The following is a 22,530-nucleotide window of genomic DNA, read 5'->3' as shown; positions in this document are numbered from 1 at the left end:
ACAGATTATGACCCACATTATCGCTGTCACCGCCTGCCCGTCGGGCGTGGCTCACACCTACATGGCCGCTGAATCGCTGGAAAGCGCCGCCAAAGCCAAAGGCTGGCAGGTCAAGGTTGAAACGCAGGGTTCCATTGGCATTGAAAACGAACTGACGGCGGAGGAGATTGCCGCCGCCGATATGGTCATTCTGACCAAAGATATCGGCATCAAATTCGAAGAGCGTTTTGCCGGGAAAACTATCGTGCGCGTCAATATCAGCGATGCGGTCAAGCGCGCCGACGCCATCATGAACAAGATAGACAGCCACCTTTCCCAGAGCGCCTGAAGCCTTAAAAGGGCGCCTTCGCGCCCTTCGCCACAACATGGAGTTTATCATGACGAATCGTACCCAACGCCTGAAAGCCAGCCTGTTCGCCCAGCCGCGCGAAATCTCCCTTGAGCGCGCATTACTCTACACTGCCAGCCATCGGCAGACGGAGGGCGAGCCGGTGATTATCCGCCGGGCGAAAGCCACCGCGTGGATCCTCGATAAGGTGATGATTTCGATTCGTGAGGATGAACTGATCGCCGGCAACCGCACCGTCAAACCGCGGGCAGGGATTATGTCGCCCGAGATGGACCCCTACTGGCTGCTCAACGAGCTCGACGCCTTCCCGACCCGCCCCCAGGACCGCTTCGCAATAAGCGAAGAAGATAAGCAAATCTACCGCGAAACGCTGTACCCCTACTGGGAAAAGCGTTCAATGAAAGATTTCATCAACGGCCAGATGACCGAAGAGGTCAAGGCCGCCGTCAACACCCAGATATTTAGCGTGAACCAGACCGATAAAGGCCAGGGCCATATCATCATCGACTATCCACGGCTGCTGAATCATGGCCTTGGCGCCCTGGTCGCCGAACTCAAAACGCACTGCGCCCGGCAACCGGAGAACCCCTTTTATCAGGCGGTACTGATCCTGCTGGAAGCTTCCCAGCGCCATATTCTGCGCTACGCCGCGCTGGCCGAGGAGATGGCTGGGCACTGTCAGGACCCGCAGCGTCAGCAGGAGCTGTTAACCATCGCCGCTATTTCGCGCCACAACGCGCAACACCGGCCAACGGACTTCCCCCAGGCCTGCCAGCTGTTCTGGTATATGAATATCATTCTGCAGTACGAATCCAATGCCAGCTCGATTTCGCTGGGGCGTTTTGACCAGTATATGCTGCCGTTTTATCAGGCATCGCTGAATCAGGGTCAGGATCCCGCGTATCTTAAGGAGTTGCTGGAGTCGCTGTGGGTGAAATGCAACGATATCGTCCTGCTACGCTCCTCCAGCAGCGCGCGCTATTTCGCGGGTTTTCCCACCGGCTATACCGCCCTGCTCGGCGGGCTGACGGACACCGGGCGCAGCGCGGTCAACGTGCTGTCATTTTTATGCCTCGACGCCTATCAAAACGTTCAGCTGCCGCAGCCGAATCTGGGCGTGCGGGTCAACGAGCTGATTGATCGCCCGTTCCTGCGTAAAACCGCTGAGACCATTCGCCTGGGTACCGGGATCCCGCAGATTTTCAACGATGAGGTGGTCGTGCCGGCCTTCCTTAACCGCGGCGTGTCGCTGGAAGATGCCCGCGATTACGCGGTGGTCGGCTGCGTGGAGCTCTCTATTCCAGGGCGCACCTACGGCCTGCATGATATCGCCATGTTTAATCTGCTGAAGGTGATGGAAATTGTGCTGCAGGAAAATGAACATCAGCCTGACGTCAGCTGGGACGGCCTTATCTGCCAGATCCGCGACAAAATCCGCCATTACATCAAGCTGATGGTCGAGGGCAGCAACATTTGCGATATCGGCCACCGCGACTGGGCGCCGGTCCCACTGCTCTCCTCGTTCATTGAAGATTGCGTGCAGCACGGCAAAGATATCACCGCCGGCGGCGCGCGCTATAACTTCTCCGGCGTCCAGGGTATCGGGATCGCTAACCTGAGCGATTCGCTGTACGCCCTGAAGGGTATGGTCTTCGACCAGCAGCGTCTCAGCTTTGACCAACTGATGGCCGTGCTGAAAGCCAATTTCCAGACGCCAGAAGGGGAAAAAATCCGCGCCCGGCTGATTAACCGTTTTGACAAATACGGCAACGATATCGACGATGTCGACAATATTAGCGCCGATCTGCTGCGTTTTTACTGCAAAGAAGTCGAGCAGTATCTGAACCCGCGCGGCGGCCTTTTTACCCCCGGCTCCTACACCGTCTCCGCGCACGTGCCGCTGGGTTCGGTGGTGGGCGCCACCCCGGACGGGCGACTGGCCGGCGAACAGCTGGCGGACGGCGGCCTGTCACCGATGGTCGGTCAGGATTCCCAGGGGCCGACGGCAGTGCTGAAATCGATCAGCAAGCTGGATAACTATCTGCTGTCGAACGGTACGCTGCTGAACGTCAAATTCACTCCGGCAACGCTGGCCGGCGACGGTGGCCTGAACAAACTGGCCGATTTTTTACAGGCCTTCTGCAAGCTCAAGCTGCAGCATATTCAGTTCAACGTGGTCAATGCCGACACCCTGCGTGAAGCGCAGCAGCGGCCGCAGGACTTTGCCGGTCTGGTGGTACGGGTCGCGGGCTACAGCGCCTTCTTTGTTGAGCTGTCGAAGGAGATTCAGGATGACATTATCCGCCGCACCGCGCATCAGCTGTGAGGTCATCGACACGCGCGCCGACCGGGCGCGTATTTTTAACCTCCAGCGCTACTCGCTCAACGATGGCCAGGGGATCCGCACGGTGGTCTTTTTTAAAGGCTGCCCTCATACCTGCCCGTGGTGCGCCAATCCCGAATCAATTTCACCCAGGATTCAGACCCTGCGCCGGGAGAGTAAATGCCTGCGCTGCACCCGCTGCCAGCAGGACGTCGCCGAATGTCCGTCCGGAGCGTGGGAACAGATTGGCCGCGATGTGACGCTGGATAACCTGTTGCAGGAGGTGCTGAAGGATGAGGTCTTCTTTCGCGCCTCCGGCGGCGGCGTCACCCTCTCCGGGGGCGAAGTGCTCATGCAGGCCGGGTTTGCCGCCCGCTTTCTCCAGCGCCTGCGCCAGTGGGGGATCCGCACCGCCATCGAAACCGCGGGCGACGGCGCTTTTGACCGCTTCCTGCCGGTGGCCGAAGCCTGCAATGAAGTGCTGTTTGATTTTAAAATCATGGAACCTGAGCGGGCGCGGTCGCTGCTGCGAATGAATCAGCAACGGGTGCTGGACAATTTTCGCCAGCTGGCGGCGAGAAAAATCAACCTGATCCCGCGGGTGCCGCTGATCCCGGGCTACACACTGAATACCGATAATTTTCGCCAAATTCTGGCGTTCCTCGCCCCTTTCGCGCTAAAAGAAATGCACCTGTTGCCGTTTCATCAATATGGCGAGCCCAAATACCGTCTGCTGGGCAAACCCTGGACGCTGGCCAGCGTGAAAGCGCCTGACGAAGCGGAAATTCAACCATATCGGGTGATGGCCGAAGCGGCCGGTTTCCACGTCACTATCGGCGGTTAACGCCAGGAGGATGTTATGGACTTCAATATTGTCGCCGTCACCGCCTGCGTCAGCGGGGTGGCGCATACCTACATGGCCGCCGAACGACTGGAAAAGGTCGGTCATCATGAAAAATGGCACCTGAAGGTGGAAACCCAGGGGGCGCTCGGCGTAGAAAATCGGATCACCGCGGAAGATATCGCCCGCGCCGAAGTGGTGCTGCTGGTGACGGATATCGAAATCGACGACCCCCAGCGCTTTCGCGGCCTGCGGACGATTAAAACCAGCATCAAGAGCTTCCTGCTGCAGCCGCAGCAGATCGTCGAGGCCGTGAAAAGCATCATGAAAAAGCCGGTCGTCTATGTAGAACTTCCCTGACCGGCGACAGGCCTTATTCTACATCCAGCAGCCATTTTTGCGCCGGCGTCAGGCGGCTTGCCGTCTCCGGCGTCAGCCAGCGCCGCTGGTCCTGCTGCGGCGTATCCGCACGATCGATATATAACCCATGCAGTACGCGTCGTCTGCTGCCTTCACGATTACGGGTGCCGCCGTGCCAGGCGTGGGCGTTGTAGATCATCACGCTGCCAGCCGGCGCGGCAAACACAATCTCATCGGGATGGGCCTGTTCCGGGTCGGCCAGCACCTCCTCCGGTAACTCGGGGCGGAGGTGGGTACCAGGAATGATCCGCGGCGCGCCGTTGGCGGCGCTCAAATCGTCTATCGCCCAGATGGTATTCACCAGGTGGACTTTAGGAAAATCCGGGCGCGGCTTTTTCCAGTCGGCGTGCAGCGGCTGGTGGCCGCCGTTATACAGCGCCTCGCGCGCGTTCAGGCTGGAGACTTTAAAATCCCCGTTGAAGATATAGCGACAAGCGGAGAGGATCAGCGGGTGTGACCAGACTTTCTCCCAGATAACCCCCTTATTAATCAGGTTAGCGATCCGCGTCGCCGTCGCCTCCTGATGGTGCTCCATCGCCAGATTATCGCCTTCGCGTTCAACCAGGGTGTCAATGAGCAGGCGCATTTCGCTCAGCCACTGGGCGTCAACGACGTTATGCACGACGGTGTAGCCGAGGGTGTCGAGCTCGTGTTTCATTTGCGCGCTGAGCGCCTGGCTGGCGCCTAACGCATCGAGAAAGTTAGCCGATGATGAGTTCATTTTGCGTTCCTTTTTAACGTTCCGATAACACAAACAAACTCTACTGGTCCCTCCGCGGCATGACACGAGGCGAGCGCTACAAAAAACTGGACATACGTACGCGAGCCCACAAAGTGTGATGGACATCAACAATCTCTTTTCCGGCAATGCATGCGCTGCAGCTGGCCGGCAATCCGCTGCGCAAAATGGCTAAACTAACGCTGCCGGGAAGGAAAAAATAGATTACCATCAACAGGATAATGCGCATGCTGAGGGCAAAGAATGATTGAAGATCTGCCGGATATACTGCATCGGTTAATCGGTCAAAAAGATCACTTACAGGTGAGATTTCCTGAGCCGGATATCTCCGTGCCTGCCCTCGCCTTCAACGTGCCGTTTCCGCGTCTGGAAATTGTGCTGGAGGGCCAACTGAATGAACAGGGACTGCCGCTGGCCGCCTCGACGTTAACCACGCTGCAGGTACTGTACGTGCAGGCGGGGAAGTGGACGCTGCCGCAGTGGACCGGTCCGGCCACTACCCTGAGCATTCTGTTTGGTCGGCAGAAACTGGGATTCAGTATTCAGCGCTGGGACGGAAAAAGCCTGCACACGGAAAAACAGAGCGTTTCCCGGCTTGGGCCGCGCGTGGGTTCCTACCTGTTGCTGAGCCTGAATGAAGTCAGCCTGCAGCCCGATCCGCTGACCGCGCGACTGGTGATCGCCGCGCTGCTGAGTCATTGTCGTGAACAGCTGGTCGGGCTGGAGATGCGCGTCAGCCGCAGCCGGGATCTGTTTCTCGCCGTCCAGGACTACCTCGAGGAGAATCTCAGTCTACCGCTGACGCGGGAATCGGTAGCCAAACGTTTTCACATCACGCCCAACTATCTATCGCATATTTTTCAGAAATCAGGCTCGGTGGGATTTAATGAGTATCTGACCCGTGTCCGTCTGGAAAAGGCGAAGCAGCTATTGCGCGGCTATGACCTGAAGGTGAAAGAGATTGCGCACAATTGCGGCTTTGTCGACAGCAACTATTTTTGCCGGGTTTTTAAACGCTACACAGAACGCTCGCCATCGGAGTATCGGCGACACTGCCGTAGCGCGCAGCAGGCCTAACCTGCCGCACCGGCAGATGGCGCCCACTCCACGCGGCCGCGGCCGTTATGCTTGGCCTTGTACAGCGCCTCGTCGACTTTACGGATAAACGTCTCCTGCGCTTCACCTGGCCGCCAGGTTCCGATGCCAATGCTGATCGACAGCGGCGTCTGATGATTGATCAGGATGGTGCGGGCGTTAGCAAGGATCGACTGCGCCAGAGCGTGCAGCTCGGGCTCCGACAGGCCATCGACGATAATGGCGAACTCTTCCCCACCGATCCGCGCCGGCTGGACCTGCTCGCTGGTTAGTTTCGCCAGCTGTTTCCCCAGCGAAAATAACACTTCATCCCCCACCAGGTGGCCCCAGCTATCGTTGATTTTCTTAAAAAAATCGATATCCAGAATCATGAGTCCCAGCGCATGCCCGGACTTCTCGCGAATGGTATCAATGAAAAAACGCCGGTTGGGTAACTGGGTCAGTTCATCCTTCAGGGATTGCGAGCGCGCATCGACGTACAGCAAATTGATTCGCTCAATAATTTTGTAGACCCCCACCACGGTCAGCAGCATCCCGGAGAGGCGCAGCAGATCTTCGCAGTAGTAGCCCATCCAGCGCGGCTGAACCACGATCTCATCCATCACATCAAAGGTGCCGCCGGCAATCCACAACAGCAGCCCATAGCGTACCCAGTTGACGGCAATGTGGCTCATCCGCACCTTCGCCGAGCTCCACAGCATAAACACCAGAAACAACAACGCCAGCAGATCGATATAGAGGCCGGGGTTAGTCAGGATCTCGTGTCGTGTACCGACCGGAGGCGACACCAGGGCGCAGCCGACAGCAACAGCGACGATAACCAGCAGCGCAGGCAGGAGCGTCACCCGGGCCACAGCGGCCGGGCCGGGGCGATTCGCAGGAGTATGGAGTTCAGGCATAGCGGTGTCTCATGGTAACAACAGGGCCGATCGCGAGACAGGATAACAGTTAAGCGTAGCGGGACGAATGAAAAAGCGGCGGTTCGGTAAAATGGCGGGAACTGGACTGACCCCGCGGAATTGTTCCAACGTACTACCACTCCATGGCGACGAGGTCAGTGGCGCGGATACTAACGGCTTCATCCGCCATCTAATTAGCTTTCCGTGCGGCGCCGTCGATAGCCGGCGCCGCCTGCTCAGGGATTAGCCGCTAAACACTCGCGCCTTGCCGCTGACCGTCAGTCTCACCATCGCGCCGGGCTGCCACGCCGGCTGGCTCACGGTTCGCAGGACAATCGGCCGCTCGTGCCCAGCCATCGACAGCGTCAACGTGGAAAGCTGGCCTGAGAAATCGACATCGCGGATAATGGCGGTACTTTCCTGCGGCCCGCTCACACTGACGCTCAGCTGTTCCGGACGCAGCATCACCCTACCTTCGCCAGCAGGATGCAGTGCGTCCGTCGCCAGGTCCCCCAGCGCGCAGCTTGCCCGGCCGGGGCTCAGGCGTGCGGGGAGGATCAGGGCATCGCCAAGAAATAACGCCGTCTCTTCATCCACCGGCTGCGAGTAAACCGTCAGCGGGGTTCCAACCTGGGCGAAGCGCCCCTGACGCATTACCGCCACCTGCGTAGCGAACGACAGCGCCTCGTTCTGGTCATGAGTCACCAGAATCGAGGCGATCCCCGTCTCGGCCAGCAGGTCCGCCGTCGCTTTGCGTGTGCTGGCGCGCAGCCCGGTATCCAGTGCAGAAAACGGCTCATCCAGCAGCATCAGCGCCGGCTGCTGAGCCAGGGCGCGGGCCAGGGCAACACGCTGCTGCTGGCCACCGGAAATTTCGTGTGGCCAGTGACTCGCCAGGCCAGCGTCGAGGGCGACCATCTCCATTAGCGCCCCCACGCGGCGACGCTTCTCCTCACGGCTGGCGTCGAGCCCCCAGGCGATATTGTCCGCAACATTAAGATGAGGAAACAGCGCCCCTTCCTGCGGAACATAGCCGATCCGTCGCTGGTGGGCGGGGACAAACACACCGTCGGCAAACAGAGACTTACCGTGCATGACGATCCGCCCGCGATCGGGCGTTTCAAAACCGGCGAGAATGCGCAGCAACGTGGTCTTCCCCGAGCCGGACGGACCAACAATGGCCGTCCGGCTCCCCGGCGCTACGGTCAGATTGAGATTATCGAGGACCAGCGCATCAGCGAAGGATTTCGAAATAGAAGACAATTCCAGCATGTTACAACCCTGCCATTTTTTTCGACTGCATATAAAGAACCGCGGTCAGCGGCAGCGAAATGACGATCATCAACAGCGCGTACGGTGCCGCCGCTACGTAGTCGATCTCACTGGTTAACGCCCAGAAACCGGTCGACAAGGTGCGGGTGCCTAACGGCGAAAGCAGTAGCGTGGCGGTGAGCTCATTGCTGACGCCAAGGAACACCAGCGCGGCACCTGCGGCCGCGCCCGGCGCGGCAAGCCGCATAGTGATACTCCACAGGGCGCGGGCCGGACTGCGTCCGAGACTACGGGCAACGTTTTCCAGCTCCACCGGCGCCTGCGCGATACCGGCGCGCAGGTTAATCAGCGCACGCGGCATAAACATCAACAGATAGGCCAGAAACAGCGTCACTTCGGTCTGGTACACCGGACGGGCGTAGTGGATGGTGACCGTCACCAGCGCCAGCGCGGTGACGATGCCGGGCAGCGAGCTGGTGATGTAATTACACCCCTCCAGCAGGCGGAACAGCGGGCGCGGATAGCGCACGCCGAGCCACGCAATGGGGATCGCGCAGACCGTTGTCAGCAGCGCCCCGCCCGCCCCCAGGAGCAGGGTCTGGCGCAGAGAATGCCAGAGATCGGCATGCAGCCAGTTGTCGATGCCGCCCAGCCATAGCCAGCGGCACAGGACCAGTAAGGGAACCCCCATCGCCAGCATCACCAGCAGCAGAAGCAGTAGCTGCGCGCCAAAAGCGGCCCCTTTACCCAGCACAAGCCGCTTCTGCTCGCGGGCCGCCCCGGCGCCGATACGCGCGTAACGCGCTTTACCGCGTGAGGCGCTCTCAAGCAGCAGGATCGCCAGGCAGCACAAGGCCAGCACGCCTGCCAGCATATTGGCGGCCGGACCGCTGAAGGTCGACTGGAACTGATCGTAAATAGCGGTCGTGAAGGTATCGAAGCGGATCATCACATACAGGCCATATTCCGCCAGCAGATGCAGGGCCACCAGCAGCGCACCGCCGCAGATTGCCAGACGCAGCTGCGGGAGCACCACCCGGAAGAACACTTTCCACGGCGGCGTGCCCAGCGACGCGGCGACATCTTCAAGGGTGGGATCGAGGCGGCGCAGCACGGCCGCCACCGGCATATAAATAAACGGATAGTAGGCGAGCACCGAGAGAAACACCCCGGCGGAGAGGCCATGCAGCGAAGGCACGGCACTGACCCAGGCGTAGCTCTGGACAAAGGCCGGAATCGCCAGCGGGGCTACCGCCAGCGCCGACCACAGCTGCCGACCGGCAAGGGCAGTACGTTCCGTCAGCCAGGCCAGCGTCACGCCGAGCACAATGCTGATGGGGACCGCCAGCACCGTCAGCCACAGGGTATTGCTGAGCAGCTCCCCTACCCGCGGACGAAAGACCAGCGCTTTAATGGTCGGCCAGCCGGTGTCGAACCCAACCGCCACCACAAACCCTAACGGCAACAGCGCCAGCAATGAAAACAGCAGCGCTAACGCCACCATCGGAAATGCAGGACGCCTGCGCTCGGGCAGGCGTCCTGTTTTCTTTCCGAGCGACAAACTCAGAACAGACATAGCAACATCACTTCCTCAGGATCAGAGCAGGCCAGCCTGCGTCATCAGCTCAATGACCTTTTTACTGTTCAGCGAGGAAGGTTCTACCTTCGGTGCATCCAGATCTTTCAGCGGGGTCAGTTTCGGGTTAGAGGCCGCATCTACCCCCACGGCATACTCGAAGGCGTTATTGGTGCGCAGTGCATCCTGCCCCTGCTTGCCGGTGATCCATTTAATAAAGGCCTGCGCCTGCGCTTTATGTTTGCTGGAGGCCAGCACACCGCCACCGGAAATGCTGACGAAGGCGCCCGGATCTTGGTGTTTGAAGTAATACAGTTGGGTGTTTTTACTGTTTTCGCCGGTTTTTGACTGATCGACGAAGCGGTAGTAGTGGTAGATCACCCCGCCGTCGATCTGCCCGGCGTTGACCGCTTTCATCACCGTGCTGTTGCCTTTGTAAGCGACAAAGTTGGTTTTCATCGCCTTCAGCCAGTCGAGAGTCGCCTGCTCACCCTTCAGCGCCAGCATCGCGCTGACGATAGCCTGGAAATCAGCCCCCGATGGCGAAGCCGCCCAGCGCCCTTTCCACTCCGGTTTTGCCAGATCCATCAGGGAATGCGGCAGCTGCGCCTCGCTGATTTTCGCCGGGTTGTAGACGAAAACGGTGCTGCGCGCGGCGATGCCGATCCAGCGCCCATGCTGCGGACGGTACTGCGCCGGAACCTGCTGCAGGGTGGCGGCATCCAGCGGGGCGAAAAGTTTGGCATTATCGACCAGCACCATCGACGGCGAGTTCTCGGTCAGAAACACATCGGCCGGCGACGCGGAGCCTTCCTGAACCAGCTGATTACCCAGCTCACTGTCATCGCCATTGCGCAGCGTGACCTTAATACCGGTCTCTTTGGTGAATCCATCCACCCACGACTTCACCAGATTTTCGTGCTGGGCGTTGTAAACCACAATCCCGTTCTGAGCGTCAGCCGCCATCCCCTGCGGCGCCAGAAACAGAGAAGCGGCAACCAGCGCTGCCGTACGGAGGGGCGATAAGCGAAATTTCATGAACGCATCCTTAATGAAATAGGGCAATAAACGGTAAATAGCCTGAGCGGAGAGGATTAAATCACAGCAAAAAAAGAATGATAATGAAAACAATTATCATAAACTTAAAAAAGCAAAAAATAGCGCCGGTCGGTTATTAGGGATTAGAAAATGCTTAAAACCATCCATCCCCGAAATTTAGATTAAGAAAACATTAAGCTGCGATTTTTTTATTACCTTCGTGACAGAACAGCCGCCTCTGCACGTTATCTGCGGTCTTTGCTGGCGGGTATTGTGATACTGATCATGTTTTTAATATGCGCCGTCATCACGAAAGATATCCCCCTTCTACGATCATTAAAAAGCCTTTACCGTCAGAGGGATGATTAACTTTATGCACACTCACCCTGGCACGCACGATAAATGAAAGAGATAAAGCGGCGAAACGCATGGATTGCCTTTTCCCTGGCGCTGGTGGTGTTTCTTGCTGGCGTGTTCGTCATTAACTGGCAACTGTGGCATTCGGACCAGGCGACTCATGTCGCGGCCGCCCGCCAGGCGGCGAAAAAGATCGCAGCCATTCTGGATGAGGCCCATGCGGCGACGGCCACGGCGCTGAACGTTAGCCGCAGCGGTTGCTCTGGTCAGGGTCAATTTCAGCTCGGAACGGAGGCCGCCCTGCAGCCGCATCTGCGCACTATTCTGCTGATAAAAGATGGCCAGGTGTGGTGCTCATCACTCCCCGGCAACCGAGTCCTGACGCTCCATCCGGAATCCTTGCCTGATGAGAAGCTGCAGCTGCTGCCCGCCAGGATGATGGTTAACAAGCGGCCGGTGCTGATCTATCATACGCGTTCAGCGCAGGTGAGAGTCATTGTCAGTATCAGCGACATCCATTTGCGCGATGCCTTGTATAGCGATGAGGATAACGCCGGACTGGCGCTCTCGGTCAACCATCAGATGATCGCCAGATATGGCGATGTGGGGCCGCTGAAAGCCAGCCCGCATCAGGATATATTTAGCTCACCGGACTACCCGTTTCGCATTATCTATCCCGAGTCGCCTTTTTTTAGCCCCAGTCGCTTATTTCAAAATGGCTTCGGTCTGCTGATTTTCATTTTCTCTGTCTCGCTATTATTTTATTTCCTGCTGCGCAAATACCTGAATGTCTATACCTCTGAAGAAGAAAACCTGCGCTACGCCATCGCCCAGGGGTATATCGTTCCCTTCTACCAGCCCGTCGTGAATGGGAAAACGGGGGAGATATACGGTGTGGAAATTCTCGCCCGCTGGAAAAATGCTACCACGCAGCGGCGTTCGCCCGCGGAATTTATTCCACTGGCCGAACGTACCGGCTTAATTATCCCGCTGACCCGCAGCCTGATGGCGCAGGTCGCCGCCCAGATGAGACCCATCTTCAGTAAGCTGCCGGACGGGTTTCATATCGGCGTCAACATCAGCGCATCACATATCAACGCCCCGTCGTTTATCGATGACTGCCTGCACTATCAGCGCGGCTTTGAGGGGAAAGCGGTGAAGCTGATGCTGGAGATCACGGAGCAGGAGCCGCTGTTGCTCAACGACGCGGTCGTGGACAAGCTCAATACGTTACACTCCCGCGGGTTTTCCATCGCGCTGGACGACTTTGGCACCGGCTATTCCGGGCTTTCCTGTCTCCACGAGCTGATTTTCGACTATATCAAAATCGATCAGAGTTTTGTCGGCCGGGTAACCGGGGAGGCGCCGTCAAGCAAGCTGCTGGACTGCGTGATAGAGATGGCCCGGACGCTGTCACTGCGCATCATTGCCGAGGGTGTCGAAACCCAGGTCCAGTTGGAGTATCTCAATCGCCAGAATATTCATCTGCTGCAGGGCTACTATTTCTGGAAGCCGATGCCCTACGTCGCGCTGGTGATGCTCCTGCTGAGCAAACCGAAGGCGCGGATTGTCGAAGAATGAGGGGCGTTGTGAAAAGTCCTGCCATGCGACGGGCTATGGATCCGTCAGCGCGCTGGGAATGAAAACATCGTCGGTCACTGTCCGGGTCATGCACGACCGACCGGACAAAGCAAGAATGGGTTACCTTTCGGTAACCCATTCTTTTATATGGCGGAAGCGCAGAGATTCGAACTCTGGAACCCTTTCGGGTCGCCGGTTTTCAAGACCGGTGCCTTCAACCGCTCGGCCACACTTCCGGTGTGAGGCGCACTATAAACACCTCGGCGGATGCTGTAAAGCACCATTTTGTTCAACTGCCTTAAAAACAAACAATTTTGTGTTATTCGTCTGAATTTCAGGCGGTTCGCACAGAAAATCAGCGCCCATGACCGCTATCCAGAGGGCTATTTTTTAATGTACATGTCTTTGGTGTAGTAATACCCCAGCTTATCCGGCGTGAAACCGCCCACCCTGGGTTTCACTAAATGGGTACGCACATAGTGATAGACCGGAATGGCGGGAACATCCTGCGCCAGCAGATCTTCCGCCTGCTGATAGTATTTGCCCCGGGTCGCTACGTCGGAGGCTTTCGCCGCATTGCGCAGGGCTTCATCGTAAGCCGGGTTGCTGTACTGACTGGTGTTCTCGCTATCACCGGTACGGAACGTATTGAGGAAAGTGGCGGCATCGTCGTAATCGGCGATCCAGGCATAGCGGACGGCGTCAAAGTTATGCGTATGCATGGTATCCAGCATCGTCTTCCATTCCTGGTTCTGCAGCTTCACCTCGACGCCGAGGTTTTTCTTCCACATAGAGCTGGCGGCGATGGCGATACGCTGGTGCGACTCATAGGTGTTATACAGCAGGGTAAAGACCAATGGGTGACTGTCATCATACCCCGCCTGCGCCAGCAGTTTTTTCGCCTCAGCAATCCGCTTCTCGCGCGGCCAGCTGGCGTAGTCTGGGTTGCGCAGCGTCACGCCGCCGATATCCGGCTGGCTGATCACCCAGGCCGGGCGCTGCCCCTGGCCAAGCACTTTTCCGGCAATGATATCTTTATCAAGCGCCATATTCAGCGCGCGCCGCACGCGGGCGTCGTTAAACGGCGGGCGGGTAGTATTGAATTCGTAGTAATAGGTCGCCAGCTGCGGCGAAACGTCCAGCTGATCGCCCATGGTTTTCTGCAACTGCGCAAACTGATTGATCGGCACCGTATAAACAATATCGATCTCCCCCGCTTTGTAGCGGTTGACATCGGCAGCCTCCGAAGAGATGGGCAGGTAAGTCACTTTATTAATAACGGTGTGCGCATTATCCCAGTACTTCGCATTACGTTCAGCCACCAGCCGCTCATTCACCACCCATTGGGTCAGCTTATACGGGCCGCTGGTGACGATATGCTCTGGTCGGGTCCATTTATCGGCAAAACGCTCCACCAGCACTTTGTCGATCGGTACCAGCGAAGGGTGCGCCAGCATCGCCAGGAAAGCGGCATTCGGCTGGCTCAGAGTGACCTGCAGCGTGGAGTCATTCAGCGCTTTCACCCCCAGCGTCTCGGGTCCCTTTTGCCCCAGGGCAATTTCGCGAGCGTTGGCGATATGCATATTGCCGGGATAGCTCGCATAGGGCGAGGCGGTGGCCGGCGAGACCAGCCGTTGCCAGCTCCAGACGATATCCTGCGCCGTGATGGCCGTGCCGTCGGACCAGGTCAGACCGGGGCGTAAATGGAAGGTCCATAACAGGTTGTCCTTGTTTTCCCAGCGCTCCGCCAGCCGGGGCTGGATCGCCCCCGCAGGCGTCACGCTGACCAGCCCTTCAAAGAGATCGCTAATGATGTTGAATTCAATGTCGCTCTCGACTTTATGCGGATCGAGTGAGGCAGGTTCACTGCCGTTATTTCTGACCAGCTCCTGCTTTTCCGCCAACTGGGTGCCAGGCGGCACCTGTGCCGCCAGCGCCCCGCCGGTTATGACCATCAGACTCATTGCCAGGAGCGTCCGCGTGATGTGATTGTTTTTGTGTAATGTCATTTCCCTTTGCCTTTAACGTACGGAGTTATTCCCCCTTCCACACTTAGTCGCAGAATTTAAATAAAGCAATATATTTCAGCAACCTATAAGATTTCGATCGGCTCACCGAAGCGAAACGCGAAAACATATCGCTTTTCCCAATCCATGTAGAATTTTATGCTGGACAAAAGCGGCAAAAGCTAAGTAAAGATGGGTAAAAGCATTAGGGCTTCACGCTTGTTTTTCTTATTCTTTATCCCTAATTACATCTGTCATAAGAGAGTGACTCATGGATCGCATAATTACATCATCGCGTGACCGTTCCTCGCTGCTCAGCACGCACAAGGTTCTGCGTAACACCTACTTCCTGCTCAGCCTGACGCTGGCGTTTTCCGCTATCACCGCCACCGCCAGCACGGTGCTGATGCTCCCTTCCCCGGGGCTGATTTTAACCCTCGTGGGGATGTACGGTCTGATGTTCCTGACCTACAAAACGGCGAATAAACCCACCGGGATTATTTCCGCCTTCGCTTTCACTGGGTTCCTCGGCTATATCCTTGGGCCGATGCTGAACGCGTACCTTTCTGCCGGCATGGGCGATTTGATCGGCCTGGCGCTGGGCGGCACCGCACTGGTCTTCTTCTGCTGCTCGGCCTACGTGCTGACGACGCGCAAAGATATGTCATTCCTCGGCGGAATGCTGATGGCGGGCGTGGTGGTCGTCCTGATTGGTATGGTCGCTAACCTGTTCCTGCAGCTGCCGGCGCTTCATCTGGCGATTAGCGCGGTGTTCATCCTGATCTCTTCGGGTGCCATCCTGTTCGAGACCAGCAACATCATCCGCGGCGGTGAAACCAACTACATCCGCGCCACGGTCAGCCTGTATGTCTCGCTGTACAACATCTTTGTCAGCCTGCTGAGCATCCTGGGCTTCGCCAGCCGGGACTAACCGCTCCCCTGCTTCACCGAGGCCTCGCTTATGCGGGGCCTTTTTTTTTGCTACACTGCGGCCAGTTTCAGGCGGTATGTGAAAAATCATGTTTATTTTTGAAGGCAACGAAATTGAAACGGATAGCGAAGGCTATCTGAAAGATACCACCCAGTGGAGCGAGGCGATGGCGGAAGTCATTGCCGCGCAGGAAGGGATAACGCTCGCCGTTGAACACTGGGAAGTGGTGCGCTTTGTGCGCGAGTTTTACCTTGAGTTCAACACCTCTCCGGCGATCCGCATGCTGGTGAAGGCGATGGCCAACAAGTTTGGCGAAGAGAAAGGCAACAGCCGCTATCTCTATCGCCTGTTCCCGAAAGGCCCCGCCAAACAGGCGACCAAAATCGCCGGGCTGCCGAAGCCGGTGAAGTGCATCTAATAGAGAATCGCGAATTTTTCCCAGCTGCGGGTGGGTTGATGGGGTTCGGTTAACACCCGGTCAACCCGCGCGCTGCGCGGCCCCCCGGCTTTCAGCCAGGCGATGAGTTTCTCCACCTGCTCTGCCTCGCCGCAGGCAAGCACTTCCACCCCGCCGTCGTCCAGATTACGGGCATAGCCGGTCAACCCCAGTTGCAGCGCTTCCCGCTGTGTTGAATAGCGAAATCCCACGCCCTGAACCGAACCGTAAACCCATGCCATCGTGCAGATACTGGCCATTATCATCTCCTTTTCGCTCACACTTTACGCTGAGGATAGCAAATTCGCTCAGCGTACGTGCTTCGGCAGTAAACCATAATGCTGACGGAAGCGCGCGGTAAAGCGCGATCCCGACTGATATCCGCTGTTCTGCGCGATTTCGCCTATTGGCCGCGAGGTGGTCTGCAGCTGCCCCAGGGCGTGAGCCATCCGCACCTCCTCGACGATCTGGCGAAAACTCTGCGATTCCTGCTGCAGCCGACGGCGCAGCGTGGACTCGCCGAGAAAGAGCATTTTCGCCACCCGCGACACGCTCCATGCCTGCGCCGGCGACAGCATGACCAGTTGTCGAACCTGCGCCGACAGATCCTGCTGCCGCTCGACGAGCAGCGGGCCCGCATAGCCCGCCTCGTGCAGGGCCAGCAGCAGGCCCATAGTCTGGTGGAGCTGTAGAGAGGTGGATAATCCCTCCCGCACCGCCTGCAGAACGCTTTGCCACATAAACGCCAGCTCTGTCGTCACCGGGGCGCAGAGCGAGGTCAGACGCCCTGGGGGTGGTTCGCTGAGATAACGGGTCTTAAACGTCGTCAGCAGCTCGGGGGTCAGCGACAGCAGATCGGAGCAAAACAGGCCGTTCTCCGGCTGGTTAATCACCTCCAGCTCAACGTCAGCCGGCAACACAATCAGCTGTTGCGGCGTCGCCAGCACCCGGCTCTCCCCTTGCACAATCACTTTGCTGCCGCGTTTCACCCGACAGAGCGCCGGGGAGAACAGCCGCACCCGATGCAGTCTGCACAGCCGTCGGGTGGTGACCTCTGCCGCGGTTAAGGCGTTATGCTGAAAGTGGATACTCTCCATCGGATCGACCCTTTATTTTAGCGCCCGGCCATCGCCGTCAACTGTACGCTGGCGAGAGCATGGCTGTGTAACAGATAGCCGACCAGCGCCCCGCTGGCCCCGGCATCCACCGGCAGCGTAGGGACATCCAGCGCCCATACCGTAAAGCGGTAGCGATGCGGTTTATCTCCCGCCGGCGGACAGGCGCCGCCGAAACCGGCATAGCCAAAATCGTTGCGGCCCTGTACCGCTCCGCCCGGCAGTGTAGCGCTGTTTTTATCTCCCGCGCCAGCGGGCAGCGAAAAGACGCTGCTGGCGATATTGACCACCGTCCAGTGCCACCAGCCGCTGCCGGTAGGCGCATCGGGATCTCTGACAGTGACCGCGAAGCTTCGCGTCCCCGCCGGGGCATTTTTCCATGCCAGCTGCGGAGAGACATTGCCTCCGGTACAGCCGAAACCGGCAAACCAGTGCTTCCGGGCCAGCGCCTGCCCGTCATGCATATCATCGCTGCTCACGCTAAACGGCGCAGCCATCGCGCCACTACTCACTGCCGCGACCATCGCCACGGCCATGCGGATACCTGTTTTCATCGTCTGCTCCTCGTTGGGGTGAGAAAACAGGGTATGAGAGTCCGCACAAACTGAATGTGCCGAAGCGCCTGCATTTTGTGCCGAAACGCTCACCTGTGCCTGCCGGGCGAAAGATGCTTGCGTGCGCCAGGTGTGCTACTCTACGCGCCATTTTTCGGTGCCGACATTCCCGTTGCTTAAAGGTAGCTCCATGACAGATTCCCTATTCCCCCGCTTAGTGTTAGCCAAAGGACGCGAGAAATCCCTGCTGCGTCGCCATCCGTGGATTTTCTCAGGCGGCGTCGCCCGCATGGAGGGTAAAGCCCGCAGCGGTGAAACCATCGATATTGTTGACCATCAGGGAAAATGGCTGGCCCGCGGCGCTTACTCGCCGTCGTCGCAGATCCGCGCCCGCGTGTGGACCTTCGACCGCAATGAAGCCATCGATAGCACCTTCTTTGAACGCCGCCTGCAGCAAGCGCAAACCTGGCGGGCATGGCTGGCCGAGCGCGATGGTCTCGACAGCTACCGTCTGATCGCCGGCGAGTCCGATGGGCTGCCGGGCGTCACTATCGACCGCTTTGGCAACTTTTTCGTGCTGCAGTTGCTCAGCGCAGGCGCCGAATACCAGCGGGCCGCCATCATCAGCGCCCTGCAGAACCTGTTCCCGGACTGCGCCATTTACGATCGCAGCGATGTCGCCGTGCGTAAAAAAGAGGGACTGGAGCTGGCCCAGGGGCCGGTGGTGGGCGAGCTGCCCCCGGCGCTGCTGCCGATCACCGAGCACGGCATGAAACTATTGGTTGATATCCAGGGCGGGCACAAAACCGGCTACTACCTCGACCAGCGCGACAGTCGCCTGGCTACTCGCCGCTATGTCACGGATAAGCGGGTGCTGAACTGCTTCTCTTATACTGGCGGCTTTGCGGTGTCAGCGCTGATGGGCGGCTGCCGCCAGGTCACCAGCGTGGATACCTCTCAGGAAGCGCTGGACGTCGCCCGACAGAACGTCGAGCTCAACGGACTGGATCTGTCCAAAGCGGAATTTGTGCGCGACGACGTGTTCAAACTGCTGCGTAAATACCGCGATCAGGGAGAGAAATTCGACGTGATCGTGATGGATCCGCCGAAATTCGTGGAAAACAAAAGCCAGCTGATGGGCGCCTGCCGCGGTTATAAAGATATCAATATGCTGGCGATCCAGCTGCTGAACCCCGGCGGCGTGCTGCTGACTTTCTCCTGCTCCGGCCTGATGACCACCGATTTATTTCAGAAAATCATCGCCGATGCCGCAATTGATGCCGGGCGTGATGTACAATTTATAGAACAGTTCCGTCAGGCTGCCGACCACCCGGTGATCGCAACCTACCCGGAAGGGCTGTATCTGAAGGGGTTTGCCTGTCGCGTCATGTAACTTGAAAAACGAAACATGAGCCTCATATAGGGAGTATTCATGTTTCCCAGGAGGTGCCTATGATAGCCAGCAAATTCGGTATCGGCCAACAGGTCCGCCATACGCTCTTGGGCTACCTGGGTGTCATCGTCGATGTCGATCCCGAGTATTCACTCGCGGAACCGGAAGAGGATGAGATTGCCGCCAATGACGAACTGCGTGCGGCGCCCTGGTACCATGTGGTGATGGAAGATGATGATGGTCAGCCGATCCACACCTATCTGGCAGAAGTGCAGCTGAGCAGCGAAACCCGCGACGAACACCCGGAACAGCCGTCCCTCGACGAACTGGCCAAAACGATTCGTCAGCAGCTGCAGGCTCCGCGCCTTCGCAACTAAAACAAAACCCCGCCAGGCGGGGTTTTTTGTTATTTTGCTAATCCCAGTCGCGGTAGCTCAATGGCCGGGCAACGATCCATCACCACGTTCAATCCGGCTTCTCTGGCCAGCACCGCGGCCTGCTCATTGATCACCCCCAGCTGCAGCCACAGCGTTTTCGCGCCGATGGCTATCGCCTCCTGCGCCACGCCCCACGCCGCTTCTGAATTACGGAAGACATCAACCATGTCGACCTTTTCCGGAACGTCGGCGAGCGTCGCATACCCTTGCTGTCCCAGCAGCGTCTTGCCCGCCACCTTCGGCGAAACCGGGATAACGTGATACCCCTGATCCAACAGATACTTCATGACCCGGTAGCTCGGGCGGTCAGGTTTATCGCTGGCGCCAACCAGCGCAATCGTCCGTGTCGACGTCAGGATGCCGGCAATATCGTTCTCTTTCATGGGTTCCTCCTGCTATTTCACCTAAGTGTATGCTAATCCGCAGCAGGCGGCCATCCAGGCTAACCCACAGATTCGACAAAATTTTCACCCCGATGCTTGCAGCGGCAGCCACATTCAGTAATCTGTCTGCAGGTCAAAATGTGGAATGAAAATATGGAACTGACAACTCGTACCCTGTCCGCGCAAAAACATATCGCGCTGGTGGCTCACGATCACTGTAAAGATATGCTGATGAAATGGGTCGCTCGCCATCAGGCGTTGCTGGCGCAACACGTTTTGTATGCCACCGGCACCACCGGTAACCTGGTCTCGCGGGCTACCGGACTGGAGGTCAATGCCATGCTGAGCGGCCCGATGGGCGGTGACCAGCAGGTTGGCGCGCTTATTTCAGAAGGCAAAATCGACGTGCTGATCTTCTTCTGGGATCCGCTGAACGCCGTGCCTCACGACCCGGACGTCAAAGCGTTGCTGCGCCTGGCCACCGTCTGGAACATTCCGGTCGCCACTAACGTCTCCACCGCTGACTTTATCATCCAGTCACCGCACTTTAATCAGCCGCTCGATATTCTGATCCCGGATTATCCGCGTTATCTTGCCGAGCGCCTGAAATAACCCACACGTGATTAGGGTTTCCTGGCCACCGGCACATCCAAGGCCTGCAGGATGTCGACAAACGGCGAAGGTTGCGCTTTGTTAAACAACAACCACACCCGATGACGTGCGCGGGTTATCGCCACGTACAGTAGTCGACGCTCCTCCGCATCAGGAAAATCTTCCGGCTGCGGCAGGAGCGCCTGCTCCATGATCGACTCGCGCGCCGGCGCGGGAAACGCATCCTCTCCCTCCTGCAGTCCCAGCACAATCACATAGTCCGCCTGCTGGCCCTTGCTGGCATGAATAGTCATAAAATCAAGCTGCAGATGCGGCCAGCGCGTCGCCGCCTTGTTGAGCGCGTCGGGCTTCAGATGATGGTAACGGGCAAGCAGTAGGATCCGCTGCTCGGGCTTAACGTAGCCGCTCAGTTTATCCAGTAAATCATCCAGCTTATCGTCGGCTAACAGCGTGACGGCCTTTTTATCGCCCGCCGTCAGGCTGTTCAGCGGCTTACTTAACTGATGCGGATTCTGCTGGATAAAGCCATTGGCGATTTCGCCAATGCGGCCGTTAAAGCGATAGGTGGTATCCAGCGCGCAGCTATCCCCTTCGCCAAAGTAATGATTAAACGCGGTGGTCAGGGAAAGCTGGGCCCCGCTGAACCGGTAAATCGCCTGCCAGTCATCCCCGACGGCAAAGAGCGTGGTTTGGCTGTTCTGCCGGCGTAATGCAGCCAACAGCGAGGCCCGCTGCGGCGAGATATCCTGAAATTCATCCACCAGAATGTGTTTCCATGGGCTGACGAAGCGGCCTTTATCGAGAATATTGACCGCCTGATGGATCAGGCCGGAAAAATCGACCGCATTCTCGGCCTTCAGCGCCGCCTTCCACTCTTTCATCAGAGGAGACATCAGTTTCACCCGTTTACTGAACTGATCGCGTACCGCCTCCGGCGCCCCGGCAATCATCTCTGCCTGGGAGCCGCCGTGCATACGCATCAGGCTGACCCAGCGGTCGAGACGGCTGGCCATACGCCGCTGCACCTTCTTGTCCTGCCAGAAATCGCCTTCCGGCAGTTGCCAGCCCATCTCCTCTTCCAGCCACAGGCGCCAGCCTTTCGCCTGCGCTTTTTTCTCCTGACACTGCTGCTGCCAGCTTTTCACGAGCAGCGCCTGACGAGCTGCGCTATCGCTTTCCAGTTTGCTGATGGTGGGGACTTTTTTGCTGCCCTGCTGAATAATATGTAGCGCCAGCGAGTGGAAGGTACGCGCGGTGATATCGTCGGATGCAAGACGCTCGCGGATCCGCGCATCCATCTCTTGCGCCGCCTGGCGGCCGAATGCCAGTAACAAAATTTGCTCTGCTGCCGCTTCTCCCCGCGCCAGCAGCCAGCCTGCCCGCGCGACCAGCACCGAGGTTTTGCCGCTGCCCGCGCCCGCCAGCACCAGCAGGGAACGCTCGCCGTTCACCACCGCCCGTGCCTGTGAGGCATTAAGAGGGGACGACTCAACGCCGTCAAAAAAGCCGCGATACTGCTCAAGCATCGCCTCGGTGAAGGCCTGGTTATGGGCCAGGCGTGTCGCTTCAATATCCCCTAACCAGCGCTGACACTCCCGCCACAGCTCCCGACAGTTGTCAAAGGCCTCAAGCCGGCTGGAGGGCATCGGCAAACCAGTCAACGCCTGGCGAATGTTATCCTGCACATCCGCCACCTGCTGACGCGTCAACCATTTGCCTTCCGCACGGGTGCGCTCGATCGTCGCCAGCTGCCGCTTCAGTACGCCAGCGGCGATGTCGCTCATTTCCGCGCTCCACTGCTCCCAGAGCGTTTGTAAATGGTGATAGAAGCGCTGCGTTTCGCTCCACTCGGTACCGTGCAAACGCACGACTTTGCTGTCAGGCAACACAAACTCCAGTTCGCCCCAGACCAGACCGCGCTTACAATGCACTGACAATAACTGATTGAAAGGGATAAGATACTCGTGACGGTCGCCGGAAACCTTTACGCCGGCGTTCAGTAACTGCACCCGATCATAAGGGTGCTGAGCCATGCGTTTGCCCAATGTTGTCGCTTTAAGTTCCATATAATGTCGATTTTCAATCAGGGTGGATTGTTTTTCAGTTTAACCGCCCGGGACCAGGTGCTCCAGCGCAAAAAAACGTTACAATTGTCAGGTCTTATTATCCACAG

22 protein-coding genes, 1 tRNA gene and 1 pseudogene are annotated in these 22,530 nt (G+C 58.0%); 12 read left to right on the top strand and 12 right to left on the bottom strand.

Annotation, left to right across the window (positions count from 1 at the left end; all coding sequences use genetic code 11):
- Window positions 1–7 precede the first annotated feature (7 nt).
- Genes A1WC_RS17005 through A1WC_RS17020 form a run of 4 tightly spaced genes read left to right on the top strand, consistent with a single transcriptional unit; the run spans window position 8 to window position 3,873 of the window.
- Window positions 8–328 (top strand): PTS fructose-like transporter subunit IIB, encoded by a 321-nt coding sequence (locus tag A1WC_RS17005; RefSeq protein WP_004179264.1) that lies wholly within the window; start codon window positions 8–10, stop codon window positions 326–328.
- Window positions 329–377: 49 nt separating this feature from the next.
- A complete protein-coding gene (locus A1WC_RS17010; protein WP_016160591.1) occupies window positions 378–2,675 on the top strand; it encodes a formate C-acetyltransferase in 2,298 nt (765 codons plus the stop codon).
- Window positions 2,641–3,516 (top strand): [formate-C-acetyltransferase]-activating enzyme, encoded by an 876-nt coding sequence (locus tag A1WC_RS17015; RefSeq protein WP_016160590.1) that lies wholly within the window; start codon window positions 2,641–2,643, stop codon window positions 3,514–3,516. Before A1WC_RS17010 ends, A1WC_RS17015 begins: the two co-directional genes overlap by 35 nt.
- A gap of 15 nt (window positions 3,517–3,531) precedes the next feature.
- Window positions 3,532–3,873, top strand: coding sequence for a PTS fructose-like transporter subunit IIB (locus A1WC_RS17020; RefSeq protein WP_008805913.1), 342 nt, complete (start codon window positions 3,532–3,534; stop codon window positions 3,871–3,873).
- A gap of 13 nt (window positions 3,874–3,886) precedes the next feature.
- On the opposite strand, the gene A1WC_RS17025 is transcribed toward A1WC_RS17020, so the two are convergent.
- Window positions 3,887–4,654 (bottom strand): phytanoyl-CoA dioxygenase family protein, encoded by a 768-nt coding sequence (locus A1WC_RS17025; protein ID WP_004179258.1) that lies wholly within the window; start codon window positions 4,652–4,654, stop codon window positions 3,887–3,889.
- 261 nt (window positions 4,655–4,915) lie between these two features.
- On the opposite strand from A1WC_RS17025, the gene A1WC_RS17030 reads away from it, so the two are divergent.
- Window positions 4,916–5,749 (top strand): helix-turn-helix transcriptional regulator, encoded by an 834-nt coding sequence (locus A1WC_RS17030; RefSeq protein ID WP_008805911.1) that lies wholly within the window; start codon window positions 4,916–4,918, stop codon window positions 5,747–5,749.
- On the opposite strand, the gene A1WC_RS17035 is transcribed toward A1WC_RS17030, so the two are convergent.
- The 4 genes from A1WC_RS17035 to A1WC_RS17050 all read right to left on the bottom strand — a co-directional run bounded on the left by A1WC_RS17035 (window position 5,746) and on the right by A1WC_RS17050 (window position 10,552).
- Window positions 5,746–6,666, bottom strand: a complete 921-nt coding sequence (locus tag A1WC_RS17035) for a GGDEF domain-containing protein (protein WP_016160589.1) — start codon at window positions 6,664–6,666, stop codon at window positions 5,746–5,748. The two genes, A1WC_RS17030 and A1WC_RS17035, sit on opposite strands and share 4 nt — an antisense overlap.
- 243 nt (window positions 6,667–6,909) lie before the next feature.
- Complete coding sequence (locus tag A1WC_RS17040) at window positions 6,910–7,938, bottom strand: ABC transporter ATP-binding protein (protein WP_004179253.1); 1,029 nt, start codon at window positions 7,936–7,938, stop codon at window positions 6,910–6,912.
- A gap of 1 nt (window position 7,939) precedes the next feature.
- Entirely contained in the window at window positions 7,940–9,514 is a 1,575-nt protein-coding gene (locus A1WC_RS17045; RefSeq protein ID WP_008805909.1) for an ABC transporter permease, read from the bottom strand.
- Window positions 9,515–9,535: 21 nt separating this feature from the next.
- Window positions 9,536–10,552 carry an iron ABC transporter substrate-binding protein gene (locus A1WC_RS17050; protein ID WP_004179245.1) on the bottom strand — a complete coding sequence of 339 codons (1,017 nt, stop codon included), beginning with the start codon at window positions 10,550–10,552 and terminating at the stop codon, window positions 9,536–9,538.
- Between the two features lie 402 nt (window positions 10,553–10,954).
- Here A1WC_RS17050 and A1WC_RS28245 point away from each other — a divergent pair.
- Window positions 10,955–11,569, top strand: a pseudogene (locus tag A1WC_RS28245) (CSS-motif domain-containing protein); the annotation flags it as partial.
- Window positions 11,546–12,490, top strand: a complete 945-nt coding sequence (locus A1WC_RS28240; RefSeq protein WP_228691840.1) for a cyclic diguanylate phosphodiesterase — start codon at window positions 11,546–11,548, stop codon at window positions 12,488–12,490. The pseudogene A1WC_RS28245 and the gene A1WC_RS28240, both read left to right, overlap by 24 nt.
- A 148-nt stretch (window positions 12,491–12,638) precedes the next feature.
- On the opposite strand, the gene A1WC_RS17060 is transcribed toward A1WC_RS28240, so the two are convergent.
- Together A1WC_RS17060 and A1WC_RS17065 are read right to left on the bottom strand one after the other, a co-directional pair.
- Window positions 12,639–12,726, bottom strand: a tRNA-Ser gene (locus tag A1WC_RS17060).
- A gap of 147 nt (window positions 12,727–12,873) precedes the next feature.
- The gene (locus A1WC_RS17065) at window positions 12,874–14,499 is read right to left on the bottom strand and encodes an ABC transporter substrate-binding protein (protein WP_016160587.1); all 1,626 of its coding nucleotides are present in this window, start codon (window positions 14,497–14,499) and stop codon (window positions 12,874–12,876) included.
- A gap of 268 nt (window positions 14,500–14,767) precedes the next feature.
- Here A1WC_RS17065 and yccA point away from each other — a divergent pair, with 268 nt between their 5' ends.
- Both yccA and tusE read left to right on the top strand, forming a co-directional pair.
- Complete coding sequence (gene yccA / locus A1WC_RS17070; RefSeq protein ID WP_002898458.1) at window positions 14,768–15,427, top strand: FtsH protease modulator YccA; 660 nt, start codon at window positions 14,768–14,770, stop codon at window positions 15,425–15,427.
- A gap of 88 nt (window positions 15,428–15,515) precedes the next feature.
- The gene (tusE, locus tag A1WC_RS17075) at window positions 15,516–15,845 is read left to right on the top strand and encodes a sulfurtransferase TusE (RefSeq protein WP_002898457.1); all 330 of its coding nucleotides are present in this window, start codon (window positions 15,516–15,518) and stop codon (window positions 15,843–15,845) included.
- Here tusE and yccX read toward each other — a convergent pair.
- The 3 genes from yccX to A1WC_RS17090 are packed head-to-tail and all read right to left on the bottom strand — an operon-like array spanning window position 15,842 to window position 17,532.
- Window positions 15,842–16,123 (bottom strand): acylphosphatase, encoded by a 282-nt coding sequence (gene yccX / locus A1WC_RS17080; protein ID WP_012542291.1) that lies wholly within the window; start codon window positions 16,121–16,123, stop codon window positions 15,842–15,844. The genes tusE and yccX overlap by 4 nt on opposite strands.
- Window positions 16,124–16,171: 48 nt before the next feature.
- Window positions 16,172–16,960, bottom strand: a complete 789-nt coding sequence (locus tag A1WC_RS17085; protein WP_008805902.1) for an AraC family transcriptional regulator — start codon at window positions 16,958–16,960, stop codon at window positions 16,172–16,174.
- A gap of 17 nt (window positions 16,961–16,977) precedes the next feature.
- Complete coding sequence (locus A1WC_RS17090; protein ID WP_008805901.1) at window positions 16,978–17,532, bottom strand: YbhB/YbcL family Raf kinase inhibitor-like protein; 555 nt, start codon at window positions 17,530–17,532, stop codon at window positions 16,978–16,980.
- A gap of 190 nt (window positions 17,533–17,722) precedes the next feature.
- On the opposite strand from A1WC_RS17090, the gene rlmI reads away from it, so the two are divergent.
- Window positions 17,723–18,925 carry a 23S rRNA (cytosine(1962)-C(5))-methyltransferase RlmI gene (gene rlmI, locus A1WC_RS17095; protein WP_016160586.1) on the top strand — a complete coding sequence of 401 codons (1,203 nt, stop codon included), beginning with the start codon at window positions 17,723–17,725 and terminating at the stop codon, window positions 18,923–18,925.
- A 59-nt stretch (window positions 18,926–18,984) separates the two neighbouring features.
- A complete protein-coding gene (gene hspQ, locus A1WC_RS17100; protein WP_016160585.1) occupies window positions 18,985–19,302 on the top strand; it encodes a heat shock protein HspQ in 318 nt (105 codons plus the stop codon).
- 29 nt (window positions 19,303–19,331) lie between these two features.
- Here hspQ and A1WC_RS17105 read toward each other — a convergent pair whose 3' ends face one another.
- Window positions 19,332–19,745 carry a CoA-binding protein gene (locus A1WC_RS17105; protein ID WP_002898434.1) on the bottom strand — a complete coding sequence of 138 codons (414 nt, stop codon included), beginning with the start codon at window positions 19,743–19,745 and terminating at the stop codon, window positions 19,332–19,334.
- Window positions 19,746–19,898: 153 nt separating this feature from the next.
- On the opposite strand from A1WC_RS17105, the gene mgsA reads away from it, so the two are divergent.
- Window positions 19,899–20,357 carry a methylglyoxal synthase gene (gene mgsA, locus A1WC_RS17110; RefSeq protein ID WP_008805898.1) on the top strand — a complete coding sequence of 153 codons (459 nt, stop codon included), beginning with the start codon at window positions 19,899–19,901 and terminating at the stop codon, window positions 20,355–20,357.
- Between the two features lie 11 nt (window positions 20,358–20,368).
- Here mgsA and helD read toward each other — a convergent pair whose 3' ends face one another.
- A complete protein-coding gene (gene helD / locus A1WC_RS17115) occupies window positions 20,369–22,423 on the bottom strand; it encodes a DNA helicase IV (protein ID WP_016160584.1) in 2,055 nt (684 codons plus the stop codon).
- Window positions 22,424–22,530 lie beyond the last annotated feature (107 nt).

The sequence above is a fragment of the Klebsiella sp. KTE92 genome, assembly GCF_000398905.1.
GTDB lineage: Bacteria > Pseudomonadota > Gammaproteobacteria > Enterobacterales > Enterobacteriaceae > Klebsiella > Klebsiella variicola.
This window is presented reverse-complemented; position numbering and strand designations above follow the sequence as displayed.

Bases quoted from the DNA above. Each gene is read 5' to 3' on its own strand.
- tusE (WP_002898457.1), top strand. From the start codon at position 15,516: ATGTTTATTTTTGAAGGCAACGAAATTGAAACGGATAGCGAAGGCTAT.
- A1WC_RS17020 (WP_008805913.1), top strand. From the start codon at position 3,532: ATGGACTTCAATATTGTCGCCGTCACCGCCTGCGTCAGCGGGGTGGCG.
- A1WC_RS17015 (WP_016160590.1), top strand. From the start codon at position 2,641: ATGACATTATCCGCCGCACCGCGCATCAGCTGTGAGGTCATCGACACG.
- A1WC_RS17010 (WP_016160591.1), top strand. From the start codon at position 378: ATGACGAATCGTACCCAACGCCTGAAAGCCAGCCTGTTCGCCCAGCCG.
- rlmI (WP_016160586.1), top strand. From the start codon at position 17,723: ATGACAGATTCCCTATTCCCCCGCTTAGTGTTAGCCAAAGGACGCGAG.
- A1WC_RS17030 (WP_008805911.1), top strand. From the start codon at position 4,916: ATGATTGAAGATCTGCCGGATATACTGCATCGGTTAATCGGTCAAAAA.
- yccA (WP_002898458.1), top strand. From the start codon at position 14,768: ATGGATCGCATAATTACATCATCGCGTGACCGTTCCTCGCTGCTCAGC.
- hspQ (WP_016160585.1), top strand. From the start codon at position 18,985: ATGATAGCCAGCAAATTCGGTATCGGCCAACAGGTCCGCCATACGCTC.
- A1WC_RS17050 (WP_004179245.1), bottom strand. From the start codon at position 10,552: ATGAAATTTCGCTTATCGCCCCTCCGTACGGCAGCGCTGGTTGCCGCT.
- A1WC_RS17105 (WP_002898434.1), bottom strand. From the start codon at position 19,745: ATGAAAGAGAACGATATTGCCGGCATCCTGACGTCGACACGGACGATT.
- helD (WP_016160584.1), bottom strand. From the start codon at position 22,423: ATGGAACTTAAAGCGACAACATTGGGCAAACGCATGGCTCAGCACCCT.
- A1WC_RS17025 (WP_004179258.1), bottom strand. From the start codon at position 4,654: ATGAACTCATCATCGGCTAACTTTCTCGATGCGTTAGGCGCCAGCCAG.
- A1WC_RS17065 (WP_016160587.1), bottom strand. From the start codon at position 14,499: ATGACATTACACAAAAACAATCACATCACGCGGACGCTCCTGGCAATG.
- A1WC_RS17085 (WP_008805902.1), bottom strand. From the start codon at position 16,960: ATGGAGAGTATCCACTTTCAGCATAACGCCTTAACCGCGGCAGAGGTC.
- yccX (WP_012542291.1), bottom strand. From the start codon at position 16,123: ATGGCCAGTATCTGCACGATGGCATGGGTTTACGGTTCGGTTCAGGGC.
- A1WC_RS17045 (WP_008805909.1), bottom strand. From the start codon at position 9,514: ATGTCTGTTCTGAGTTTGTCGCTCGGAAAGAAAACAGGACGCCTGCCC.
- A1WC_RS17035 (WP_016160589.1), bottom strand. From the start codon at position 6,666: ATGCCTGAACTCCATACTCCTGCGAATCGCCCCGGCCCGGCCGCTGTG.
- mgsA (WP_008805898.1), top strand. From the start codon at position 19,899: ATGGAACTGACAACTCGTACCCTGTCCGCGCAAAAACATATCGCGCTG.
- A1WC_RS17090 (WP_008805901.1), bottom strand. From the start codon at position 17,532: ATGAAAACAGGTATCCGCATGGCCGTGGCGATGGTCGCGGCAGTGAGT.
- A1WC_RS17040 (WP_004179253.1), bottom strand. From the start codon at position 7,938: ATGCTGGAATTGTCTTCTATTTCGAAATCCTTCGCTGATGCGCTGGTC.
- A1WC_RS17005 (WP_004179264.1), top strand. From the start codon at position 8: ATGACCCACATTATCGCTGTCACCGCCTGCCCGTCGGGCGTGGCTCAC.